The following is a 17,351-nucleotide window of genomic DNA, read 5'->3' as shown; positions in this document are numbered from 1 at the left end:
AGGCGCTCAGTAGCGCCGCGCGGCGTCCGGGAAGCGGTGCAGCTCGTCCCGGACCACGCGGGTCATGCGCTTCTCCACCACGAAGGACAGGAACGGCACGACGCCGCCGCCGGCCATCGCCAGCAGGCGCAGCGGCTCCCAGCGCATCAGGGACCACAGGCGGAACGAGGCGAGCAGGTACACCACGTACATCCAGCCGTGGGCGATGAGGATGAACAGGGACAGGTTCACTCCCCCGGTCACGCTGTCCGTGGGGTGCAGCCCCAGGCCGTTGGCCTCTCCGTCCAGGGTGGTGCCGCCCGCGTAGAGCTCCACGTGCATGCCGTACTTCAGCACCATCTCCGCCACGAGCAGCAGGAGCATGATGCCGGTGATCCACGCGCACACCACGTAGAGGCGGGTGGCGGAGCGGATCTGCTGCTGGGTGCCGGCGAAACGGCGATGCTCCCGGCCTGGCCGCGGGGGCGGCTCGGGCAGGTCGGCCTCCGTGATGTCCTCGGGATCCGGCAGGCTCGCCGGGTCCACCGGCTGGGGGCCGGGGTGCTGGGTGCTCATCGGCTCTGCTCCTCTCGGGGCCCACGGGGGCCCGGGTCGCGGGGGTCGGGGCGCGCGGCCCCGTCGTCGTCGTGGTCCTGGCGTGGGTGCGCCGCGGACTGTGCCGCGACGGCCCGCTCCTTGGCCTCGCGCGCGGCCGCCCGGCGCCGCTCGAGCTCCTCGGCGCGCCACTGCGCGGCCCACTCCTCGTCGAGCCGGCGCTCGTGCTCGTCCCGGACGTGGTCGTCGCGGACGAACCGCCACCACAGGAACAGGGCGAAGCCGGCGAAGAGCATCCATTCCACGGCGTAGAAGACGTTGAGCCAGATGATCTGGGTCTCCTCCGGCTGCGGGGCCACCCACACCGGCTCGAGCCCGCCGGGGCCGGCCGCGCCCGTCTCGGCGCCCGCGGCGTCGACCATCTCGAACGCCGCGACGTACGCCGCGTAGGACGGCTCGTCCCACACGTTCACCAGCTGGGCCGGGGCCAGGCTGCGGTACAGGAGCCGGTCGGCGGTGTCCTCGGCCGCTGCCTCACGCGGCAGGGGCCCGTCCGGGGGCAGCAGGCGTCCGGTGACGGTGACCTGCCCGGCGGGCGCGGGGTCCACGACGTCGGCGCGGGCCGACCAGCCGCGGACCACCGGGACGACCTCGCCGTCCGGGGCGCCGGCCACCCGGAGGGCCGTGACCGTCCAGTAGCCGTCGCGGCCGTTCAGCAGGCGCGGGCCGACCAGGACGTCCGTGCCGGGCACGAACTCCCCCTCGACCGTGACGACCTGGTCTGCCTGCGAGCCGAGCAGGGCCTCGTAGGGGCGCACGTGCTCCAGGAACGGCACGGCGTGCTCGGTCTGGGTGCGCGGCGGCGGCGCGTTCGTCTCCGCGGACTCGAACTGCCACTTGGACAGCGCCACGAAGACCGCGGCCGCCACGAGGGCCAGCACCAGGGTGGCCAGCCAGACGGGCTTGAGGGCGGTGCGCAGCACGCCGTATCAACTCTTCCGGTCGGGGTGCCGCCATGCGGCGGCGGGGATCAGACGGCCTGGGTGGGGGTCACGAGGACCTCCACCTTCTGGAAGTCCTTGAGCTCGGTGTAGCCGCAGGTGGCCATGGCGCGCTTCAGGCCGCCCATCAGGTTGGACGTGCCGTCCGCGTGGCGGCCGGGCCCCCACAGGACCTCCTCGAGCGGAGCCACCTGGCCCACGTGGGTGCGGTGCCCGCGCGGCAGCTCCGGGTGGACGGCCTCGAGGCCCCAGTGCCAGCCGCCGCCGGGGGCGTCGGTGGCGCGGGCCAGGGCGGCGCCCAGGACGACCGCGTCCGCGCCCATGGCGATCGCCTTGACGATCTCCCCCGAGGTGGAGACGCCGCCGTCGGCGATCACGTGCACGTAGCGGCCGCCGGACTCGTCCATGTAGTCGCGGCGCGCCTCGGCGATGTCCGAGATGGCCGTGGCCATCGGCACACGGATGCCCATGGCGCGGCGCGTGGTGGTGGACGCGCCGCCGCCGAAGCCGACGAGCACGCCGGCCGCGCCGGTGCGCATCAGGTGCAGGGCCGGCGTGTAGCCGGCCGCCCCGCCCACGATCACGGGCACGTCCAGCTCGTAGATGAACTGCTTGAGGTCCAGCGGCTCCTGGGTGGAGGAGACGTGCTCGGCCGAGACGGTGGTGCCGCGGATGACGAACAGGTCCACACCCGCCGCCACGACGGTGCGGTAGAACTCCTGCGTGTTCTGCGGGGTCAGCGAGCCCGCGACGACGACGCCGGCCTCGCGGATCTGCGCGAGGCGCTCGGTGATCAGATCGGGGCGGATGGGGGCCGCGTAGGCCTCCTGCAGCATGCGGGTGGCCTCGGTCCCGGCCGGGCCGGCCTCGAGGGCGGCGATCTCCTCGAGCAGCGGGCGCGGGTCCTCGTGGCGGGTCCACAGGCCCTCGAGGTTGAGGACGCCGAGACCGCCCAGCCGCCCCATCGCGATGGCGGTCTCCGGGCTCATCACGGAGTCCATGGGCGCACCGATCACGGGCATGTCGAACGTGTAGGCGTCGATGCGCCACGTGAGGCTGACATCCTGGGGATCCCGGGTGCGCCGCGCGGGCACCACGGACACGTCGTCGAGGGAGAAGGCCCGGCGGCCGCGCTTGCCGCGGCCGATCTCAATCTGGTTCGTCACCGGGCCAGCCTAGCCCAGGCGCCACGGGGGCGGCTCCGACCGTGTCGTCGGCGCCGCCCCGTCCGGGGGCCCCCCCGGAACCGACGTGCGGGTCAGCGCGAACGGTAGTTCGGGGCCTCGACGGTCATCATGATGTCGTGCGGGTGGGACTCCTTCAGGCCCGCCGCGGTGATGCGCACGAAGCGGCCGTTCTCCTTGAGATCGGCCACCGTGGACGCGCCCGTGTAGAACATCGTCTGGCGCAGGCCGCCCACGAGCTGGTGGACCACCGAGGCGATCGGGCCCCGGAACGGCACCTGGCCCTCGATGCCCTCGGGGATCAGCTTGTCCTCGTCCGGCACGTCCGCCTGGAAGTAGCGGTCCTTGGAGAAGGAGCGCGTGCCGTTGCGGGTCTGCATGGCGCCCAGGGAGCCCATGCCACGGTAGGTCTTGAACTGCTTGCCCTGGTAGAACACGAGGTCGCCCGGGGACTCGGCCGTGCCGGCCAGCAGGGAGCCGAGCATCACCGAGTCGGCGCCGGCCACGAGGGCCTTGCCGATGTCACCGGAGTGCTGCAGGCCGCCGTCGGCGATCAGCGGGACGCCCGCGGGGCGCGTGGCCTTGGCCGCCTCGTAGATGGCGGTGATCTGCGGGACGCCGACGCCGGCCACCACACGGGTCGTGCAGATCGAGCCCGGGCCCACGCCCACCTTCACGGCGTCCGCGCCGGCGTCGACGATCGCCTTGGCGCCCGCGTAGGTCGCGGCCTGACCGCCGATGACGTCGACGTGCGCGGCCGCCTTCTCCTTCTTCAGGCGCGCGATCATGTCCAGCACGCCGTGCGTGTGGCCGTTCGCGGTGTCCACCACGAGGGCGTCCACACCCGCCTCGACGAGCGCCATGGCGCGCTCCCAGCCGTCGCCGAAGAAGCCGACGGCGCCGCCGACGAGCAGCCGGCCCTCGTCGTCCTTCGCGGCGTCCGGGTACTGCTCCGCCTTGTCGAAGTCCTTGATGGTGATCAGGCCGGTCAGCCGGCCCGCATCGTCCACGAGCGGCAGCTTCTCCACACGGTTCTGGGAGAACAGGCGGATGGTCTCGGCGCGCGAGACGCCCTCCTGCGCGGTGACCAGCGGCATGCGGGTCATGGCGGTGTCCACCGTGCGGGTGGCCCACTCCTCGCGCGGGATGAAGCGGGTGTCGCGGTTGGTGATGATGCCCAGCAGCGTCATGTCCTCGGCCACCACCGGCAGGCCGGAGACGCGGTACTGGGCGCACAGCTCGTCCAAGTCCGCGAGCGTGGCGTCGGGGCCGATGGTCACGGGGTCCTTGATCATCCCCGACTCAGAGCGCTTCACGGTGTCCACGTGGCGGGCCTGGTCCTCGATGGACAGGTTGCGGTGGATGATGCCCATGCCGCCCTGGCGGGCCATGGCGATGGCCAGCGGAGCCTCGGTCACGGTGTCCATCGCCGCGGAGACGATGGGGATGTTCAAGCGGATGTTGCGGGTCAGCCGGGTGCCCGGGTCCGCGTCCGCGGGGATCACGTCGGTGGCGTTGGGCAGCAGCAGGACGTCGTCGTAGGTGAGGCCGAAGAAGCCGAAGGGATCCGAGGAGGAGTGGACGGGCTCGGGGCTGGGACCGGTGCTGGTGTTGGTCACGAAGGCGCCTTTCGGGACGGGTGTTTCCGCGATTCTATGCCCGGGGGTCAAACCGGCGACCCGGGTGCGGGCCACGTCACAGGGCCCCCGCGCTGGGCCACGCGGGGGCGAGACGGACGTCACCACGACGTCACATGGCGCAATCCGTTTCGGCGCCGTGGTATTGGACCGCCTAACCTCCCCGGATGAGCACCGCACAGTCCTCCCCCGCACCGGCGCCCCGACGCCGGCTCCCCGCCTGGACGTCGAACTTCGGCTGGCAGATCGCCGCCGCCCTCGTCCTCGGCCTCGTCCTGGGCCTGATCGCCCGCGCGACGGGGCACACCTCCGAGCACCCGACCTGGCTCGGCGAGACGCTGGCCACCGTCGGCAGCATCTACATCAGCCTGCTGAAGGCCACGGTCGTCCCGCTGGTCTTCTTCGCCGTCGTCGCCTCCATCGCCAACCTGGCCCAGGTGACCAACGCGGCCCGCCTGGCCGCCAAGACTCTGCTCTGGTTCGCCATCACGAGCCTCATCGCGGTGCTCATCGGCCTCGCCGTCGGCGTCGCGCTGCAGCCGGGCGTGGGCACCGGCCAGACCGCGCCGGCGTCCTACCAGGCCAAGGACGTCGGCTGGCTCGACTTCCTGACCTCCCTGGTGCCGGCGAACTTCCTCGGCCTGACCGTCAAGACCACGGCGGGCGAGGACGGGGCGCTCGCCTCCTCCCCCACGTTCAACGTGCTGCAGATCCTCGTGATCGCGATCGTCGTGGGCGTGGCCGCGCTCAAGGTCGGCGAGAAGGCCGCCCCGTTCCTCACGTTCTCCCGCTCGGTGCTCGCGATCATCCAGAAGCTGCTGTGGTGGATCATCCGCCTGGCCCCGATCGGCACCATCGGCCTGCTGGGCAACGCCGTGGCCTCGTACGGCTGGTCCACGATGGGCACGCTGGCCAAGTTCGTGGTGGCGATCTACGTGGGCCTGGCCCTCGTGATGCTCGTGGTGTACCCGGTGCTGGCGCGCCTGCACGGGCTCTCCGTCAAGCAGTTCTTCACCGGCGTGTGGCCGGCGTTCCAGCTCGGCTTCGTCTCCCGCTCCTCCCTCGGCACGCTGCCCGTCACCCAGCGGGTGGCCGAGCGCAACTTCGGCGTGCCCACCGGCTACGCCTCCTTCGCCGTCCCGCTGGGCGCCACCACCAAGATGGACGGCTGCGCCGCGATCTACCCGGCCGTGGCCGCCGTGTTCATCGCCCAGTTCTACGGGATCGACATGAGCCTGAGCCAGTACGCCCTCGTGGCACTCGTGTCCGTGCTGGGCTCCGCCGCGACCGCCGGCACCACCGGCGCCACCGTGATGCTCACGCTCACGCTGTCCACCGCCGGGCTGCCCCTCGAGGGCATGGCCCTGCTCCTGGCCGTCGACCCGATCGTGGACATGGGCCGCACCGCCCTCAACGTGTCCGGCCAGGCCCTCATCCCCGCCCTCGTGGCCTCCCAGGAGGGCATCCTCGACCGGGACCGCTACGACGCCCCGCGCGGCGACATCTTCGGCGAGGACGAGGAGGAGATCGTCGAGGCCCGCGCCCACGCGACCGCCGACTCCCGCGCCCAGCTCGTCGGCACCTCGGAGCCGCGCGCCTGAGTCAGCGACCGGACGGGCCCGCTCCGGCGGGCCCGTCCGCGCCGTCCCCCTCGTCCAGGTACTCGCCCAGCACGTAGTCGTCGTCCACGGGGTTCCCGTCCTCGTCCGTGCGGCGGTACCAGTCGGTGATCTCCGCGGCGGTGGAGTCGAATCCCTCGCCGGCCGCGTACCAGCTGCCCGGCGGGGTGCGCTCCACCGTGAACGCGAAGTCGTCCCCGTACTCCACCAGGCCCCGCACCGTCGCCTTCTCGACGGCGGCCCGCTGGTACCGGTCACGGATCGCGAAGGGGTCGTTGGCCAGTTCGCGCTGGAGCGCGACCGCCATGAGGACGAGCACCACGGTGAACGGCAGCGCCGTGATGGTGATGAGGTTCTGCAGGCCGGTGAGCGCGGTGTCGCCGCCGGTCAGCAGCATCACGACGGCGATGCCCGCCATGCACAGTGCCCAGAACACCGTGATCGTGCGGCGCGGGGCCGGGGCGCCGCGCTGCGAGAGCTGCGAGTTCACGATCGAGGCGGAGTCCGCCGTCGTGATGAAGAAGACCGCCAGCATGACGATCACGACCGGGGCCACCAGCCCGCCGCCGGGCAGCTGGTCCAGGACCACCCAGAAGATCTCCGCCGGCGCGGGCAGCGACGCGGCCGTGCCGTCCGGCGCCACGGAGCCCTGCGTCCGCTGCAGCCAGATGGTGGTGCCGCCGATGATCGTGAACGCGCCGACGATCACCGCGGCCGGGATGAACAGGGCGCCGAGGACGTACTGGCGGATGGTCCGGCCCTTCGAGATCTTCGCCATGAACACGCCCACGAACGGGGCCCAGCTGACCCACCACGCCCAGTAGAAGATCGTCCAGCTGGAGAGGAACTCCTGCATGTCCTCCCCCTCGGCCATCGAGGCGCCGAGGGCGTCCGGGGCGGAGGAGACGTAGTCCATCAGGACGCCGGGCACGATGTTCAGCAGGAACGCCGTCGGGCCGACGACGAAGAAGAACAGCGCCAGGCCGAGGGCGAGCAGCATGTTGATGTTGGACAGCCACCGGATGCCGCGGGCCACACCGGACACCGCCGAGAAGATGGTGCCGATCGTGAGCACCACGATGATCCCCAGCGCCACCGTGTTCCCCGGCGCGGACCAGCCCGAGACGATCTGCACGCCGCGGCCGATCTGCAGGGCGCCGATGCCCAGCGAGGCCGCCGTGCCGAACAGGGTGGCGATGATCGCGAGCCCGTCGATCAGGCGCGCGCCGACCGAGTCGCTGCGCTGGGAGTCGCCGAACAGCGGCGCGATGATCGAGCTCATCAGCGGCACCCGACCCCGGCGGTAGGACACGTAGCCGACCGACAGGCCGACGATCGCGTAGATCGCCCACGCGTTCACGCCCCAGTGCAGCGCGGCCTGGGCCAGCGCGCCCGTCACCGCCTCCTCGCTCCCCGCCTCATACGCCCCCGGGCGCGGGGCCAGGTAGTAGGTCAGCGGCTCGTACGGGCCGAAGAAGATGGTGCCGATGCCGATGCCGGCCGCGAAGAGCATGGCCGACCAGCTCGCCGTGGAGTACTCCGGCTTCTCCCCGTCCAGGCCCAGCGGGATCTCGCCGTACCGGGAGAACGCCAGGGCCAGCAGGAACACCACACCATCCCGATGGCCAGCAGGGCGAACAGCCAGCCGGCGTGGAGCATCACCCAGTCGAGGGCCGCGCTCGAGACGGCCAGGACGGCGTCCGGCTGCAGCACGCCCCACACCACGAAGCCGACCACCAGCAGGCCGACGACGGTGAGGATCGCCCGGTCCACGCCGTAGCGCACCCGGCGGTCCTCCACGGACACGCCCGGCACGAGGGCCGGGTGGATGCCGTGCGGATAGGAGAACTCCCGGACGAAGCGGCGCAGCCGTGGCCGGGCCGGGGTCCGGGTCGGGTGGGACCCGGTGGGACGGGGCGGCGTGGGTGTGTCCATGGGCACACCCTAGGGGGCGCCCCGGACGGCGGTCGTCTCCCGCCCGCACGACGACGGCCCCTCACCCGGGCGGGCGAGGGGCCGTCGTCGTCGACCGGCCGCGTCAGGGCCGACTCAGGGGTCAATGCTGGTGGTCGGCCTCGTCCTCCTCGGCGGGCTTGTCCGCCACGAGGGTCTCGGTGGTCAGCACGAGGGCCGCGATGGAGGCGGCGTTGGCCAGCGCGGAGCGGGTCACCTTGACCGGGTCGATCACGCCGTCGGCGATCAGGTCGCCGTAGACGCCGGTCTTCGCGTTGAAGCCGTGGTTCGGCTCCAGCTCGGCGACCTTGGAGACCACCACGTAGCCGTCCTCGCCCGCGTTCTGGGCGATCCAGCGCAGCGGCTGCTTCAGGGCCTTGCGGACGATGTCCACGCCCACGGCGGCGTCGCCGGTCAGGGCCTGGACGTCGGCGTCGGTGTCGAGCGCGGTCAGCGCGTTGATGAGCGCGGTGCCGCCGCCGGCCACGATGCCCTCCTCGAGGGCGGCGCGGGTCGAGGACACGGCGTCCTCGATGCGGTGCTTGCGCTCCTTGAGCTCCACCTCGGTGGCGGCGCCCACGCGGATCACGCCGATGCCGCCGGAGAGCTTGGCGAGGCGCTCCTGGAGCTTCTCGCGGTCCCAGTCGGAGTCGGTCGCGGCGGCCTCGGCCTTGATCTGGGCGACCCGGGCCTCGACGTCCTCGGCCGCACCGCCGCCGTCGACGATGGTGGTCTCGTCCTTGGTGACGGTGATGCGGCGGGCGGAGCCGAGCACGTCCAGGTCGGCCTGCTCGAGCTTCATGCCGAGGTCCGGGGAGACGACCTGGGCGCCGGTGAGGATCGCGATGTCCTGCATCATGGCCTTGCGGCGGTCGCCGAAGCCCGGGGCCTTGACGGCCACGACGTTCAGGGTGCCGCGGATCTTGTTGACCACGAGGGTGGACAGGGCCTCGCCCTCGACGTCCTCGGCGATCACGAACAGCGGCTTGTTGGCCTGCAGGACCTTCTCCAGCAGGGGCAGCAGCTCCTGCACGTTGGAGATCTTGCCCGAGTTGATCAGGACGTAGGCGTCCTCGAGCACGGCCTCCTGACGCTCGGCGTCGGTGACCATGTACGGGGACAGGAAGCCCTTGTCGAACTGCATGCCCTCGGTGACGTCCAGCTCGGTGGAGGTCGTGGAGGACTCCTCGATGGTGATGACGCCGTCGGTGCCGACCGTGTCGAACGCGCGGGCCAGCAGCTCGCCGACCTCGTCGTTCTGGGCCGAGATGGCGGCCACGTGGGCCACCTCCTGGCCCTCGACCGGGCGGGCGTTCTCCTGCAGGCGCCGCTCGACGGCGGCCACGGCCACCTCGATGCCCTTCTTGACCTCGCCCGGCGCGGCGCCGGCGGCGACCTGGCGCATACCCTCGTTCACGAGGGCCTGGGCCAGCACGGTGGCGGTGGTGGTGCCGTCGCCCGCGATGTCGTTGGTCTTGGTGGCGACCTCCTTGGCGAGCTGGGCGCCCATGTTCTCGTACGGGTCCTCCAGCTCCACCTCACGGGCGATCGTGACGCCGTCGTTGGTGATGGTGGGGGCGCCCCACGCCTTGTCGAGCACCACGTTGCGACCCTTGGGGCCGAGGGTGACCTTGACGGTGTCGGCGAGCTTGTCGATGCCGGCCTGGAGGGCGCGGCGTGCGTCGTCGTTGAAAGCCAGCTGCTTGGCCATGACGGACGCTCCTTTCGTTCAGGGAGTCAGGGGGTGCGGGGACGCGAGGGGCCCGGGGCGCGCGCACCGGTGCGGTGCGCGCCGCTCACCGGGCCCGTCGCGGCGGGGTCACTTGGTGACGACGGCCAGCACGTCGCGGGCGGAGAGCACCAGGTACTCCTCGCCGCCGACCTTGACCTCGGTGCCGCCGTACTTGGAGTACAGCACCACGTCACCCTCGGCGACGTCGACCGGCACGCGGTTGCCGTTCTCGGCGACCCGGCCCGGGCCCACGGCCACGACCTGGCCCTCCTGCGGCTTCTCCTTGGCGGTGTCCGGGATCACGAGGCCCGACGCGGTGGTCTGCTCGGCCTCCAGGGGGCGGACAACGATGCGATCCTCAAGGGGCTTGATGGAGACAGACATGCTGCACACTCCTTCTTCGTCGACGTGCGGCTCCGGCGGGCTCGCCGGACCGCTGATGCTGTGGTCTGCGGGTGCGCCACGGGCGTCAGACCCTCCGTCGTCGCGGTGCCGGACGGTCCACCTCGGGCATTGGCACCCGGTACCCCCGAGTGCCAGTGCCCACTCTACTCCGGGTTCTGGCACTCCTTCAACATGAGTGCCAGCCGTGTCCCCGCCGTCCGCCGTGGGCGGAGGGCGCGGGGCGCGGTGCGGTGGGATGCCGTGGGGCGGCGGGCGGGGCGGGTTCCGGGCCCGGGCCCGGGAGCATACGGAGTGGTCACGACTGCGGCCCGCAACCTGTCCCTCCCCCACTCCCCGCCCTCCCCCCTCCCCCCTCCGTGGGCAGAAACCACACCCCCGCCCATCGCGTGGGCAGCATCCGCAGGTTTTCGATCTCCGTGGGCAGAAGCGCCCTCTCTTCTGCCCACGGATGTTGCGTGGGCGGAACTCCTCGCAGTTCTGCCCACCGAGCCATGACGACGTCGTCCCGGCGGGACAACCGGCCGCCGCCGAGTCCTGCACAGCCGGCCCACCCCGCGCCGGTGTGCACAGACACGCGGCCCGCCCGGCCGTCGTCAGGCCGACCGCGTCAAGGTCGACCCATGTCCTTCGCCCCCGATCTCCCCCTCGTCCCCGTCTTCACCACCCGCGACGTGCTCGAACGCGGTCTGCCGCCCAGCCGGGTGCGGCGGTCCGACGTCCTCCGCCTCGCCCGCGGCATCCACCGTCGCCGTGACATGCCGCTGCGCACCTGGGAGTCTGCCGGGCTCCCGCCGCCGCACCACGGGGTCGGCCTCGACCTGCTGACCGCCCTCCTGCGGTCCCGTCCCGACGCCGTTCTCTCCCACGAGACGGCGGCGCACCTCCACGGCCTCCCGCTTCCCCCGGGCGGGGCCACGCGACGCGCCGCCGTCGAGATCACGTTGCACCGCGGCACCGCACGGGCGCGGATCCCCGGCGTCATGGAGCACCGCAGACCCCTGCCCGCCGGCCACGTCACCTCCGTGCTCGGGCTACGGGTGACGACGCCGGAACGGACCTGGCTCGATCTGTGCTCGATCGGCCACCCCTGGGACGAGGCATCCCTCGTGTCGGCGGGTGACCACCTGGTCCGTCACCCCTGGTCCCCGCGCGGCCGGCGGCCTCCCATCACCACGGTCACCGCGCTGCACGAGGCGATGCGGCCGCTCGGGCGGTTCGTCGGAAGACCGCGGGCGACGGCGGCGCTCGAGCGCGTACGGGTGGGTGCCGACTCGCCGCAGGAGACCCGGCTGAGGCTGGCGCTCGTCGAGGCGGGGCTGGGCGAGCCGACGCTGCAGCACGTGTTCGACCCCGGGCGGCGGGACGCCCCCGAGGCCGATCTGTGGTTCGAGGACTGCCGGCTCGTCCTCCAGTACGACGGCGAGGTGCACCGGAGTGCCGAGCAACACGCCCGGGACGCCCGGCGAGACCAGTACTACGCGGAGCGTGGGCAGATGACCCTGCACGTCACGGGCCGGGACGTCGGCGAGGGATACGCGCGGGTGATCGAGGCCGTCCTCAGACGACGGGCACAGGTCTCGAACGGCTGGGATGCCTGACGTCGTCGTCGCGTATGGCCCTGCCGTCCATGCGCAGGGGTTCCGTGGGCAGAAGCGAGGGTGCTTCTGCCCACGGAACCTGGAAACACGCGGGTTCTGCCCCCGGAAGGCGAGACCCGGCGGGTTCTGCCCACGGAACGCTCGCGTCGGCCGGGCACCCGACCCCCGCCCGGACCGACCCGGGCCGACCTCACCGTCGCCCCGCTCAGTAGTACACGGCCAGCGGCCCGTGCGGTCCGTCCACCACGCTGCAGGGGGTCTTGAAGATCCGCTCCAGCACCTCAGGGCGCAGGATCTCGGCCGGGGTGCCGGTCTCCACCACCTGACCGTCGCCCATGGCCACGATCCGGTCGGCGTAGTGGGCGGCGAAGTTGATGTCGTGCAGCACGATCACCACGGTCCGGCCCAGCTCGTCGGCGGCCCGGCGCAGCTGCTGCATCATCTGCACCGAGTGCTGCATGTCCAGGTTGTTCAGCGGCTCGTCCAGCAGCACGTACTCGGTGTTCTGCGCCAGCACCATCGCCACGTACGCGCGCTGCCGCTGGCCGCCCGAGAGCTGGTCGAGGTACCGGTTCTCGAACGGGCCGAGGTTGAGGAAGTCGATCGCGTCGGACACGTGCCGCTCGTCCTCCAGGGTCAGCCGCCCGCGCGTGTACGGGTAGCGCCCGAACCCCACGAGCTGCCGCACGGTCAGCCGCGTCACGAAGTGGTTCTCCTGCCGCAGGATGGACAGGGTCTGCGCGATCCTCCGGGACGGCGTCGTGGTGATGTCGTGCCCGCCCACGGCGATCGTCCCGGCGTCGGCGTCCTGCAGCCGGCCGATCATCGTCAGCAGCGTGGACTTGCCCGCCCCGTTGGGCCCCACGAGCGCGGTCACTCCCCCGGCCTGGATGTCCAGGTCCACGGGTCCGATGCACACCTCATCGCTGTGGCGCTTCACCACGCCGCGCAGCTCGATCACAGACGTCCCTTTCTCATCACGACGACCAGGAAGGTGATGCCGCCGATCAGCTCGATGACCACCGTGACCGCACCCCCCGCGTAGAAGACGTGCCGCAGCACGAAGTAGGCGCTCGTGAGCACCGCGTACCCGGCCAGCGCCGCCACCGGGAGGATGAACCGGTGGTCGTGGGTGTCGACGAGGCTGTACGCCAGCGTCGCCACGAGGAAGCCGAGGAACGTCATCGGGCCCACGAGCGCGGTGGTCATGGCCATCAGCACGGAGACCAGCAGCAGCGTCACCATGAGCTCGCGCCGGTGGTGCAGGCCCAGGTTGGTCGCGGCGTCGGCGCCGAGCGCCAAGGTGTTCAGGCGGCGGGAGCGCAGCCACAGCAGCGCGCACACGACGACGGCGATGGGCGCGGCGATCGCCACGTACTCGGTCCGGGCGTTGGAGATGTTGCCGAAGAGCCGCGCGCTCAGCAGGTCGAACGAGTTCGGGTCCAGCAGTCGCTGCATGAACGTGCTCAGCGCGGCCAGCCCGCCGCCCAGCACCACGCCCACGAGCAGCATCAGATGGACGCTGCCATAGGGCCGGGACAGCAGCCACGAGTACAGGGCCGTCGCCAGCGCCACCATGAGCGCGGCCTGGGCGAGGAACGGCCCCACCCCGGTCAGCACCGCGACGCCGGCGGCCCCCAGCACGTACACGGCGGCGGTCGACACGGCGGTGTAGAGCGCCTCGAACCCCATGATCGAGGGCGTGATGATGCGGTTGCCCGTCACCGTGTGGAAGCTGACGGTCGCGAAGGAGTGGCACAGCGCCACGATCCCGATCACGCCCAGGGACTCCACGCGCATCCGCGCGATCATCCAGAACGCGCGTGAGCCGGGTTCGGCCTCGTTGCCCCAGAGCAGGACCCCGGCGGTGGAGAGCACGGCGACGGCGGCCAGCACCGCGACGACGACCGCATACCTCCGGCGCTCGGCGGCGGTGACGAACGCGCCGGACCGGCGCGGGGCGTCGGCGTCGACGGGCCCGGCGGCGGTGGCGCCGCCGAGCGGGGCGGGGAGGCGACCCGGGGCGGTCGCGAGCGGCTCAACCATGCTTGGCCTGCCTCAGCAGCAGGGCGAGGAACACGATCGCGCCCACGAGGCCCAGGATCAGCGAGATGGGCACCTCGAACGGGGCGATCACGGTGCGCCCGATCAGGTCGCAGACGATCACGATCCACACGCCGACCATGACCACCCAGGGCAGGTTCGTCCGCAGGTTGTCGCCGCGCACCATGGACACGAGGTTGGGGACCACGAGCCCCAGGAACGGGAGGGCCCCGATCACCACGGTGACCACGCCGGTGGCCACGGCCACCATGGCCACGCCGGTGAGGATCACGGCGTCGTAGTTGAGGCCGACGTTCGTGGCGACGTCCTTGCCGAGGCCGGCCACGGTGAAGCGGTCCGCGATGACGAAGACCGCCACGCACACGATCAGCACGAGGAAGAGCAGCTCATACCGGCCGCGGACCACGGAGGTGAACGAGCCCGCGAACCACGCGCCCACCTGCTGCAGCATGTCCGTCTGGAGGGCGAGGAACGTCGACGCGGCGCCCACGACGGCGCCGAGCATGATGCCCACGATCGGCACGATGAGGGAGGACTGCAGGCGCACCCGCCGCAGGAAGAGGAAGAAGACGAGGGTGCCGACGAAGGCGAAGAGGATGGCCCCGACCATCCGGGTCACCAGGCCCGCACCCGGCACGAGCACCATGGTCACCAGCAGGCCGAGGCCGGCCCACTCGGTGGTGCCCGTGGTGCTGGGCTCCACGAAGCGGTTCTGCGTCATGAGCTGCATGATCAGCCCGCACATCGCCATCGAGGCGCCGGCCAGCACGAGGGCGACCGTGCGCGGCACGCGCGTGATGGCGAACATCTCGCGTCCGCCCTCCGCGCCGACGTCGTACACGCCCACGAACAGCGAGACCACGATGAGGGCCGCGGTCACCACGACGCCGACCAGCAGCGGCCAGGTGCGCTGCCAGCGGGTGCGCTCGGGCCGCAGGACGGCGGGCGGGACCCAGCACACGCGGTCGCCCCGCCCCGGCTCCTCGAGCCGGGGCGGGGCGTCGGCGACGTGGTGACGCACGTCGAGAGTCACTGCGCGCCTTCGAAGGCCTTCGCGAGGTCCTCCATGACGGTGGTGTGGTTCTGGATGTCCTCGGCGACGTAGAAGTCGGCGGGCAGGTAGACGATGTTGCCCTCCTTCACCGCGGTCACGTCCTGGAGGGCCTCGGAGCGCTCGATCAGCTCGGCGGCGGTGGCGTTCTCCTCGCCGATGGCGGCGTCGCGGTCCATGACGATCAGCCAGTCCGGGTTCGACTTCGCGATGGCCTCGACGGAGATGTCGTCGCCCTGGTGGTTGTCGGTGCCCGACTGCTCGAGGGCCGGGGTCAGCTCCAGCATGTCGAAGAACGGGCCGATGGCGCGACCGGTGCTGGGCGCGACGTACGACAGCTCTCCGCCCGAGGCGATGAGGCCCATGACGGTCTGCTCGGGGTCGTAGGCGTCCTTGGCGCGCTGGGTGGCGGCGTCGAAGTCGGCGATGAGCTTCTCGGCATCGGCCTCGTGGCCGGTGGCCTCGCCCAGCAGGGTGGTCAGCTCCTTCAGGCCCTCGTCCATGGGGGTCTGCGTGACGTCGAAGTCCGTGTCCACGACGGCGGCGTCGCCGGTCAGCTCGTCGATCTCGGCCTTGCGCTCGTTGAACCGCTGGCCGTTGAACACGACGTCCGGCTCGGCGGTGACGAACAGCTCCATGTCCGGCTCCCGGTGGTTGCCGATGTCGGCGACCGAGTCGTCCTGGAGGTAGGAGGGCCCGCCCTCGCCCTTGTACATGATCTGCTTCGGCGCGGCCGACAGCTCGACGCCCCAGTCGTCCAGCGTGCGGAAGGTGCGGTTGTCCGTGGCGATGACGGAGTCGACCTCCTCCGGCAGGGTGACCTCGGCGCCGGACATGTCGGTGACGGTGACCCCGGTCGCGATGCCGCCCGAGGCGGCCGAGGAGCCGCCGGCGGCGCTCGCGGAGGCCGAGGACTCGCCGGAGGCGCTCGCGGAGGACGAGCCCGTGGCCGCGCCGCCGGCGGAGCAGCCGACGAGGGCGAGGGCCGCCACCGAGGTCAGGGCGAGACGGGCGAGGCGGGGGGCGCTGACGGAACGCGGCATGGTTCTCCTTCTGGGCGGCGGGGCTGCCCCGGGATGAGCAGTCGGGGTGGTGGGCGCGCTCCCGTGGAGGTGAGCCTTGCCTCAGTCGAATACCGTACACGAGGGTGCCGTAATCCCCCAACGGGGGTTCGACGGCTCCCGCCGCCCGGGGCCCGCGGCCTCGAGCCCCGTCAGTCCAACGGCGTCACCTCGAGGGCGAACCGCGACCGACCCACGCGCGCCAGCACGAGGGTGGCGTGCCGTCCGGCCCCGCCACGCCGGCCCGGCTTCGCCCCGCCGAGGACGGCGCGACGCACCTCCTCGGGCGTCTCGCGGATGCCCCGCTTCTTCACGTCCAGCCGGCCCACCCCGGTCTCCTTCGCCCAGCGCCGCAGGGAGGCCAGGTGGAAGCCGTGCACCGCCTCGATCCGATGGGCGCGGGCCAGGCCGTCGTGCACGGGCTCGGGCGCGACGAGGTAGGCCAGGTGGGGGTCCAGCTGCCGCGTCGGCACGGGCCAGGACACGGCCAGGTCCGTCACGAGTCCGGCCCGGATGACCGCGCCGTCCGGCTCGTGCAGGACCGCGCCGACGAGCCCTGCCATGCCCTCCTCCCCCACGGCCTCGACCTCGGGCGAGTCGCCGAAGTCCGCGCCGGAGACGAGCTGCGCCGTCGTCGTCTCCCCACCCCGGACGGTCATGACGCGCGCCGCCCGCCGCACCCCGGGGCGGGCCGCCGCGTTGAACCACAGGGCGGCCTCCACGACGTCGCCGTCGATGCTCACCCACTCGGCCTCGGCGCCCTCCGGCACGGCCTCGTGCGGAAGCCCCGGGCCGAGCTTGACCCCGACCGGCACGCCCGTCGCGGCGATGTCCGTCACGACGCTCAGGGGCGGGGAGAACGCCTCGGGGTCGAACACGCGCGCGGACCCGCCCCCGCCGACCTGACGGCGGGCGGGGTCCAGCCACACCGCGTCCGCCTCGGCGGGCACGTGGGCGCGGGCCCAGGCCACGGCGTCGCCGTGCACCACACGCGCACCGCGGTGGCCGGCGAGGTTCACCTCGGCGGCCGCGGCGACGACGGCGTCCCGCTCCACCGCCACGACGTCCAGGCCCCGGTCGGCGAAGGCGCGCGCGTCCAGGCCGAGACCGCAGCCGAGGTCGGCGACGCGCCGGGCCCCCGCGGCCGCCAGCCGGTCCGCGTGCAGGCCCGCGACCAGCGGGCGGGTGGCCTGCTCCAGGCCGTCGCGGGTGAACAGCATCCGGCGCGCCTGCCGCCCGAGGCGGGCCTCCGCCCGGGACCGCAGCGCGGCCTGGGTCAGCGCGGCGGCCACGCGCTCCGGAGGATGCCCGGCCGCACGCAGGCGGGAGGAGACCGCGAGCGCGTCGGCCTCGCGGTACCCGGCGAGGGAGTCGAGCAGCGCGCGGCCCCCCGGCTCGAGGACGGGGGCCAGGGCGGTGGCGTCCGCCTCCGAGGCGGCGGCCGTGGGGCGCGGCGGGCGGGAGGCGGGGCGGGGGCGGGCCATGCGCCCCACCCTAGGTCCGAAGCGTGGA

General features: G+C 72.6%; 14 protein-coding genes. 2 read left to right on the top strand and 12 right to left on the bottom strand.

Translation table 11 applies throughout. The features are described 5' to 3' along the window. Positions 1-6 precede the first annotated feature (6 nt). The 4 genes from NR073_RS05520 to guaB all read right to left on the bottom strand — a co-directional run bounded on the left by NR073_RS05520 (position 7) and on the right by guaB (position 4,338). Entirely contained in the window at positions 7-555 is a 549-nt protein-coding gene (locus NR073_RS05520; protein ID WP_036340922.1) for a DUF3817 domain-containing protein, read from the bottom strand. Further along, the gene (locus NR073_RS05515) at positions 552-1,517 is read right to left on the bottom strand and encodes an SURF1 family protein (RefSeq protein WP_036340919.1); all 966 of its coding nucleotides are present in this window, start codon (positions 1,515-1,517) and stop codon (positions 552-554) included. Before NR073_RS05515 ends, NR073_RS05520 begins: the two co-directional genes overlap by 4 nt. Before the next feature lie 47 nt (positions 1,518-1,564). Next, a complete protein-coding gene (locus tag NR073_RS05510; RefSeq protein ID WP_060974318.1) occupies positions 1,565-2,701 on the bottom strand; it encodes a GuaB3 family IMP dehydrogenase-related protein in 1,137 nt (378 codons plus the stop codon). Between the two features lie 92 nt (positions 2,702-2,793). After that, on the bottom strand, positions 2,794-4,338 hold the full coding sequence (guaB, locus tag NR073_RS05505; RefSeq protein WP_144825269.1) for an IMP dehydrogenase: 1,545 nt from the start codon (positions 4,336-4,338) through the stop codon (positions 2,794-2,796). A gap of 185 nt (positions 4,339-4,523) precedes the next feature. On the opposite strand from guaB, the gene NR073_RS05500 reads away from it, so the two are divergent. Continuing rightward, positions 4,524-5,957 (top strand): dicarboxylate/amino acid:cation symporter, encoded by a 1,434-nt coding sequence (locus NR073_RS05500; protein WP_144825270.1) that lies wholly within the window; start codon positions 4,524-4,526, stop codon positions 5,955-5,957. Position 5,958: 1 nt separating this feature from the next. On the opposite strand, the gene NR073_RS05495 is transcribed toward NR073_RS05500, so the two are convergent. The 3 genes from NR073_RS05495 to groES all read right to left on the bottom strand — a co-directional run bounded on the left by NR073_RS05495 (position 5,959) and on the right by groES (position 10,044). Further along, positions 5,959-7,584: a BCCT family transporter gene (locus NR073_RS05495; RefSeq protein ID WP_313957610.1), complete on the bottom strand. Its 1,626-nt coding sequence runs from the start codon at positions 7,582-7,584 to the stop codon at positions 5,959-5,961. A gap of 447 nt (positions 7,585-8,031) precedes the next feature. Next, positions 8,032-9,639, bottom strand: a complete 1,608-nt coding sequence (gene groL / locus NR073_RS05490) for a chaperonin GroEL (protein ID WP_123244326.1) — start codon at positions 9,637-9,639, stop codon at positions 8,032-8,034. A 108-nt stretch (positions 9,640-9,747) separates the two neighbouring features. Further along, positions 9,748-10,044, bottom strand: a complete 297-nt coding sequence (gene groES / locus NR073_RS05485) for a co-chaperone GroES (RefSeq protein ID WP_002857590.1) — start codon at positions 10,042-10,044, stop codon at positions 9,748-9,750. A gap of 641 nt (positions 10,045-10,685) precedes the next feature. Here groES and NR073_RS05480 point away from each other — a divergent pair. Further along, on the top strand, positions 10,686-11,663 hold the full coding sequence (locus NR073_RS05480; RefSeq protein ID WP_070708754.1) for a hypothetical protein: 978 nt from the start codon (positions 10,686-10,688) through the stop codon (positions 11,661-11,663). Positions 11,664-11,868: 205 nt separating this feature from the next. On the opposite strand, the gene NR073_RS05475 is transcribed toward NR073_RS05480, so the two are convergent. From NR073_RS05475 to NR073_RS05455, 5 genes are all read right to left on the bottom strand, one after another. Next, positions 11,869-12,624 carry an ABC transporter ATP-binding protein gene (locus NR073_RS05475; protein WP_078025904.1) on the bottom strand — a complete coding sequence of 252 codons (756 nt, stop codon included), beginning with the start codon at positions 12,622-12,624 and terminating at the stop codon, positions 11,869-11,871. Beyond that, complete coding sequence (locus NR073_RS05470) at positions 12,621-13,709, bottom strand: iron chelate uptake ABC transporter family permease subunit (RefSeq protein WP_230278041.1); 1,089 nt, start codon at positions 13,707-13,709, stop codon at positions 12,621-12,623. The genes NR073_RS05475 and NR073_RS05470 overlap by 4 nt, the downstream gene beginning before the upstream one ends. Next, positions 13,702-14,760, bottom strand: coding sequence for an ABC transporter permease (locus tag NR073_RS05465; RefSeq protein WP_080694961.1), 1,059 nt, complete (start codon positions 14,758-14,760; stop codon positions 13,702-13,704). Before NR073_RS05465 ends, NR073_RS05470 begins: the two co-directional genes overlap by 8 nt. After that, positions 14,757-15,821 (bottom strand): siderophore ABC transporter substrate-binding protein, encoded by a 1,065-nt coding sequence (locus NR073_RS05460; protein WP_127435090.1) that lies wholly within the window; start codon positions 15,819-15,821, stop codon positions 14,757-14,759. The genes NR073_RS05465 and NR073_RS05460 overlap by 4 nt, the downstream gene beginning before the upstream one ends. Before the next feature lie 170 nt (positions 15,822-15,991). Further along, positions 15,992-17,323 (bottom strand): methyltransferase, encoded by a 1,332-nt coding sequence (locus NR073_RS05455; RefSeq protein ID WP_134377078.1) that lies wholly within the window; start codon positions 17,321-17,323, stop codon positions 15,992-15,994. Positions 17,324-17,351 lie beyond the last annotated feature (28 nt).

It is taken from the genome of Micrococcus sp. Mcc28 (genome assembly GCF_024519775.1).
GTDB classification, from domain to species: Bacteria; Actinomycetota; Actinomycetes; order Actinomycetales; family Micrococcaceae; genus Micrococcus; species Micrococcus luteus.
This window is presented reverse-complemented; position numbering and strand designations above follow the sequence as displayed.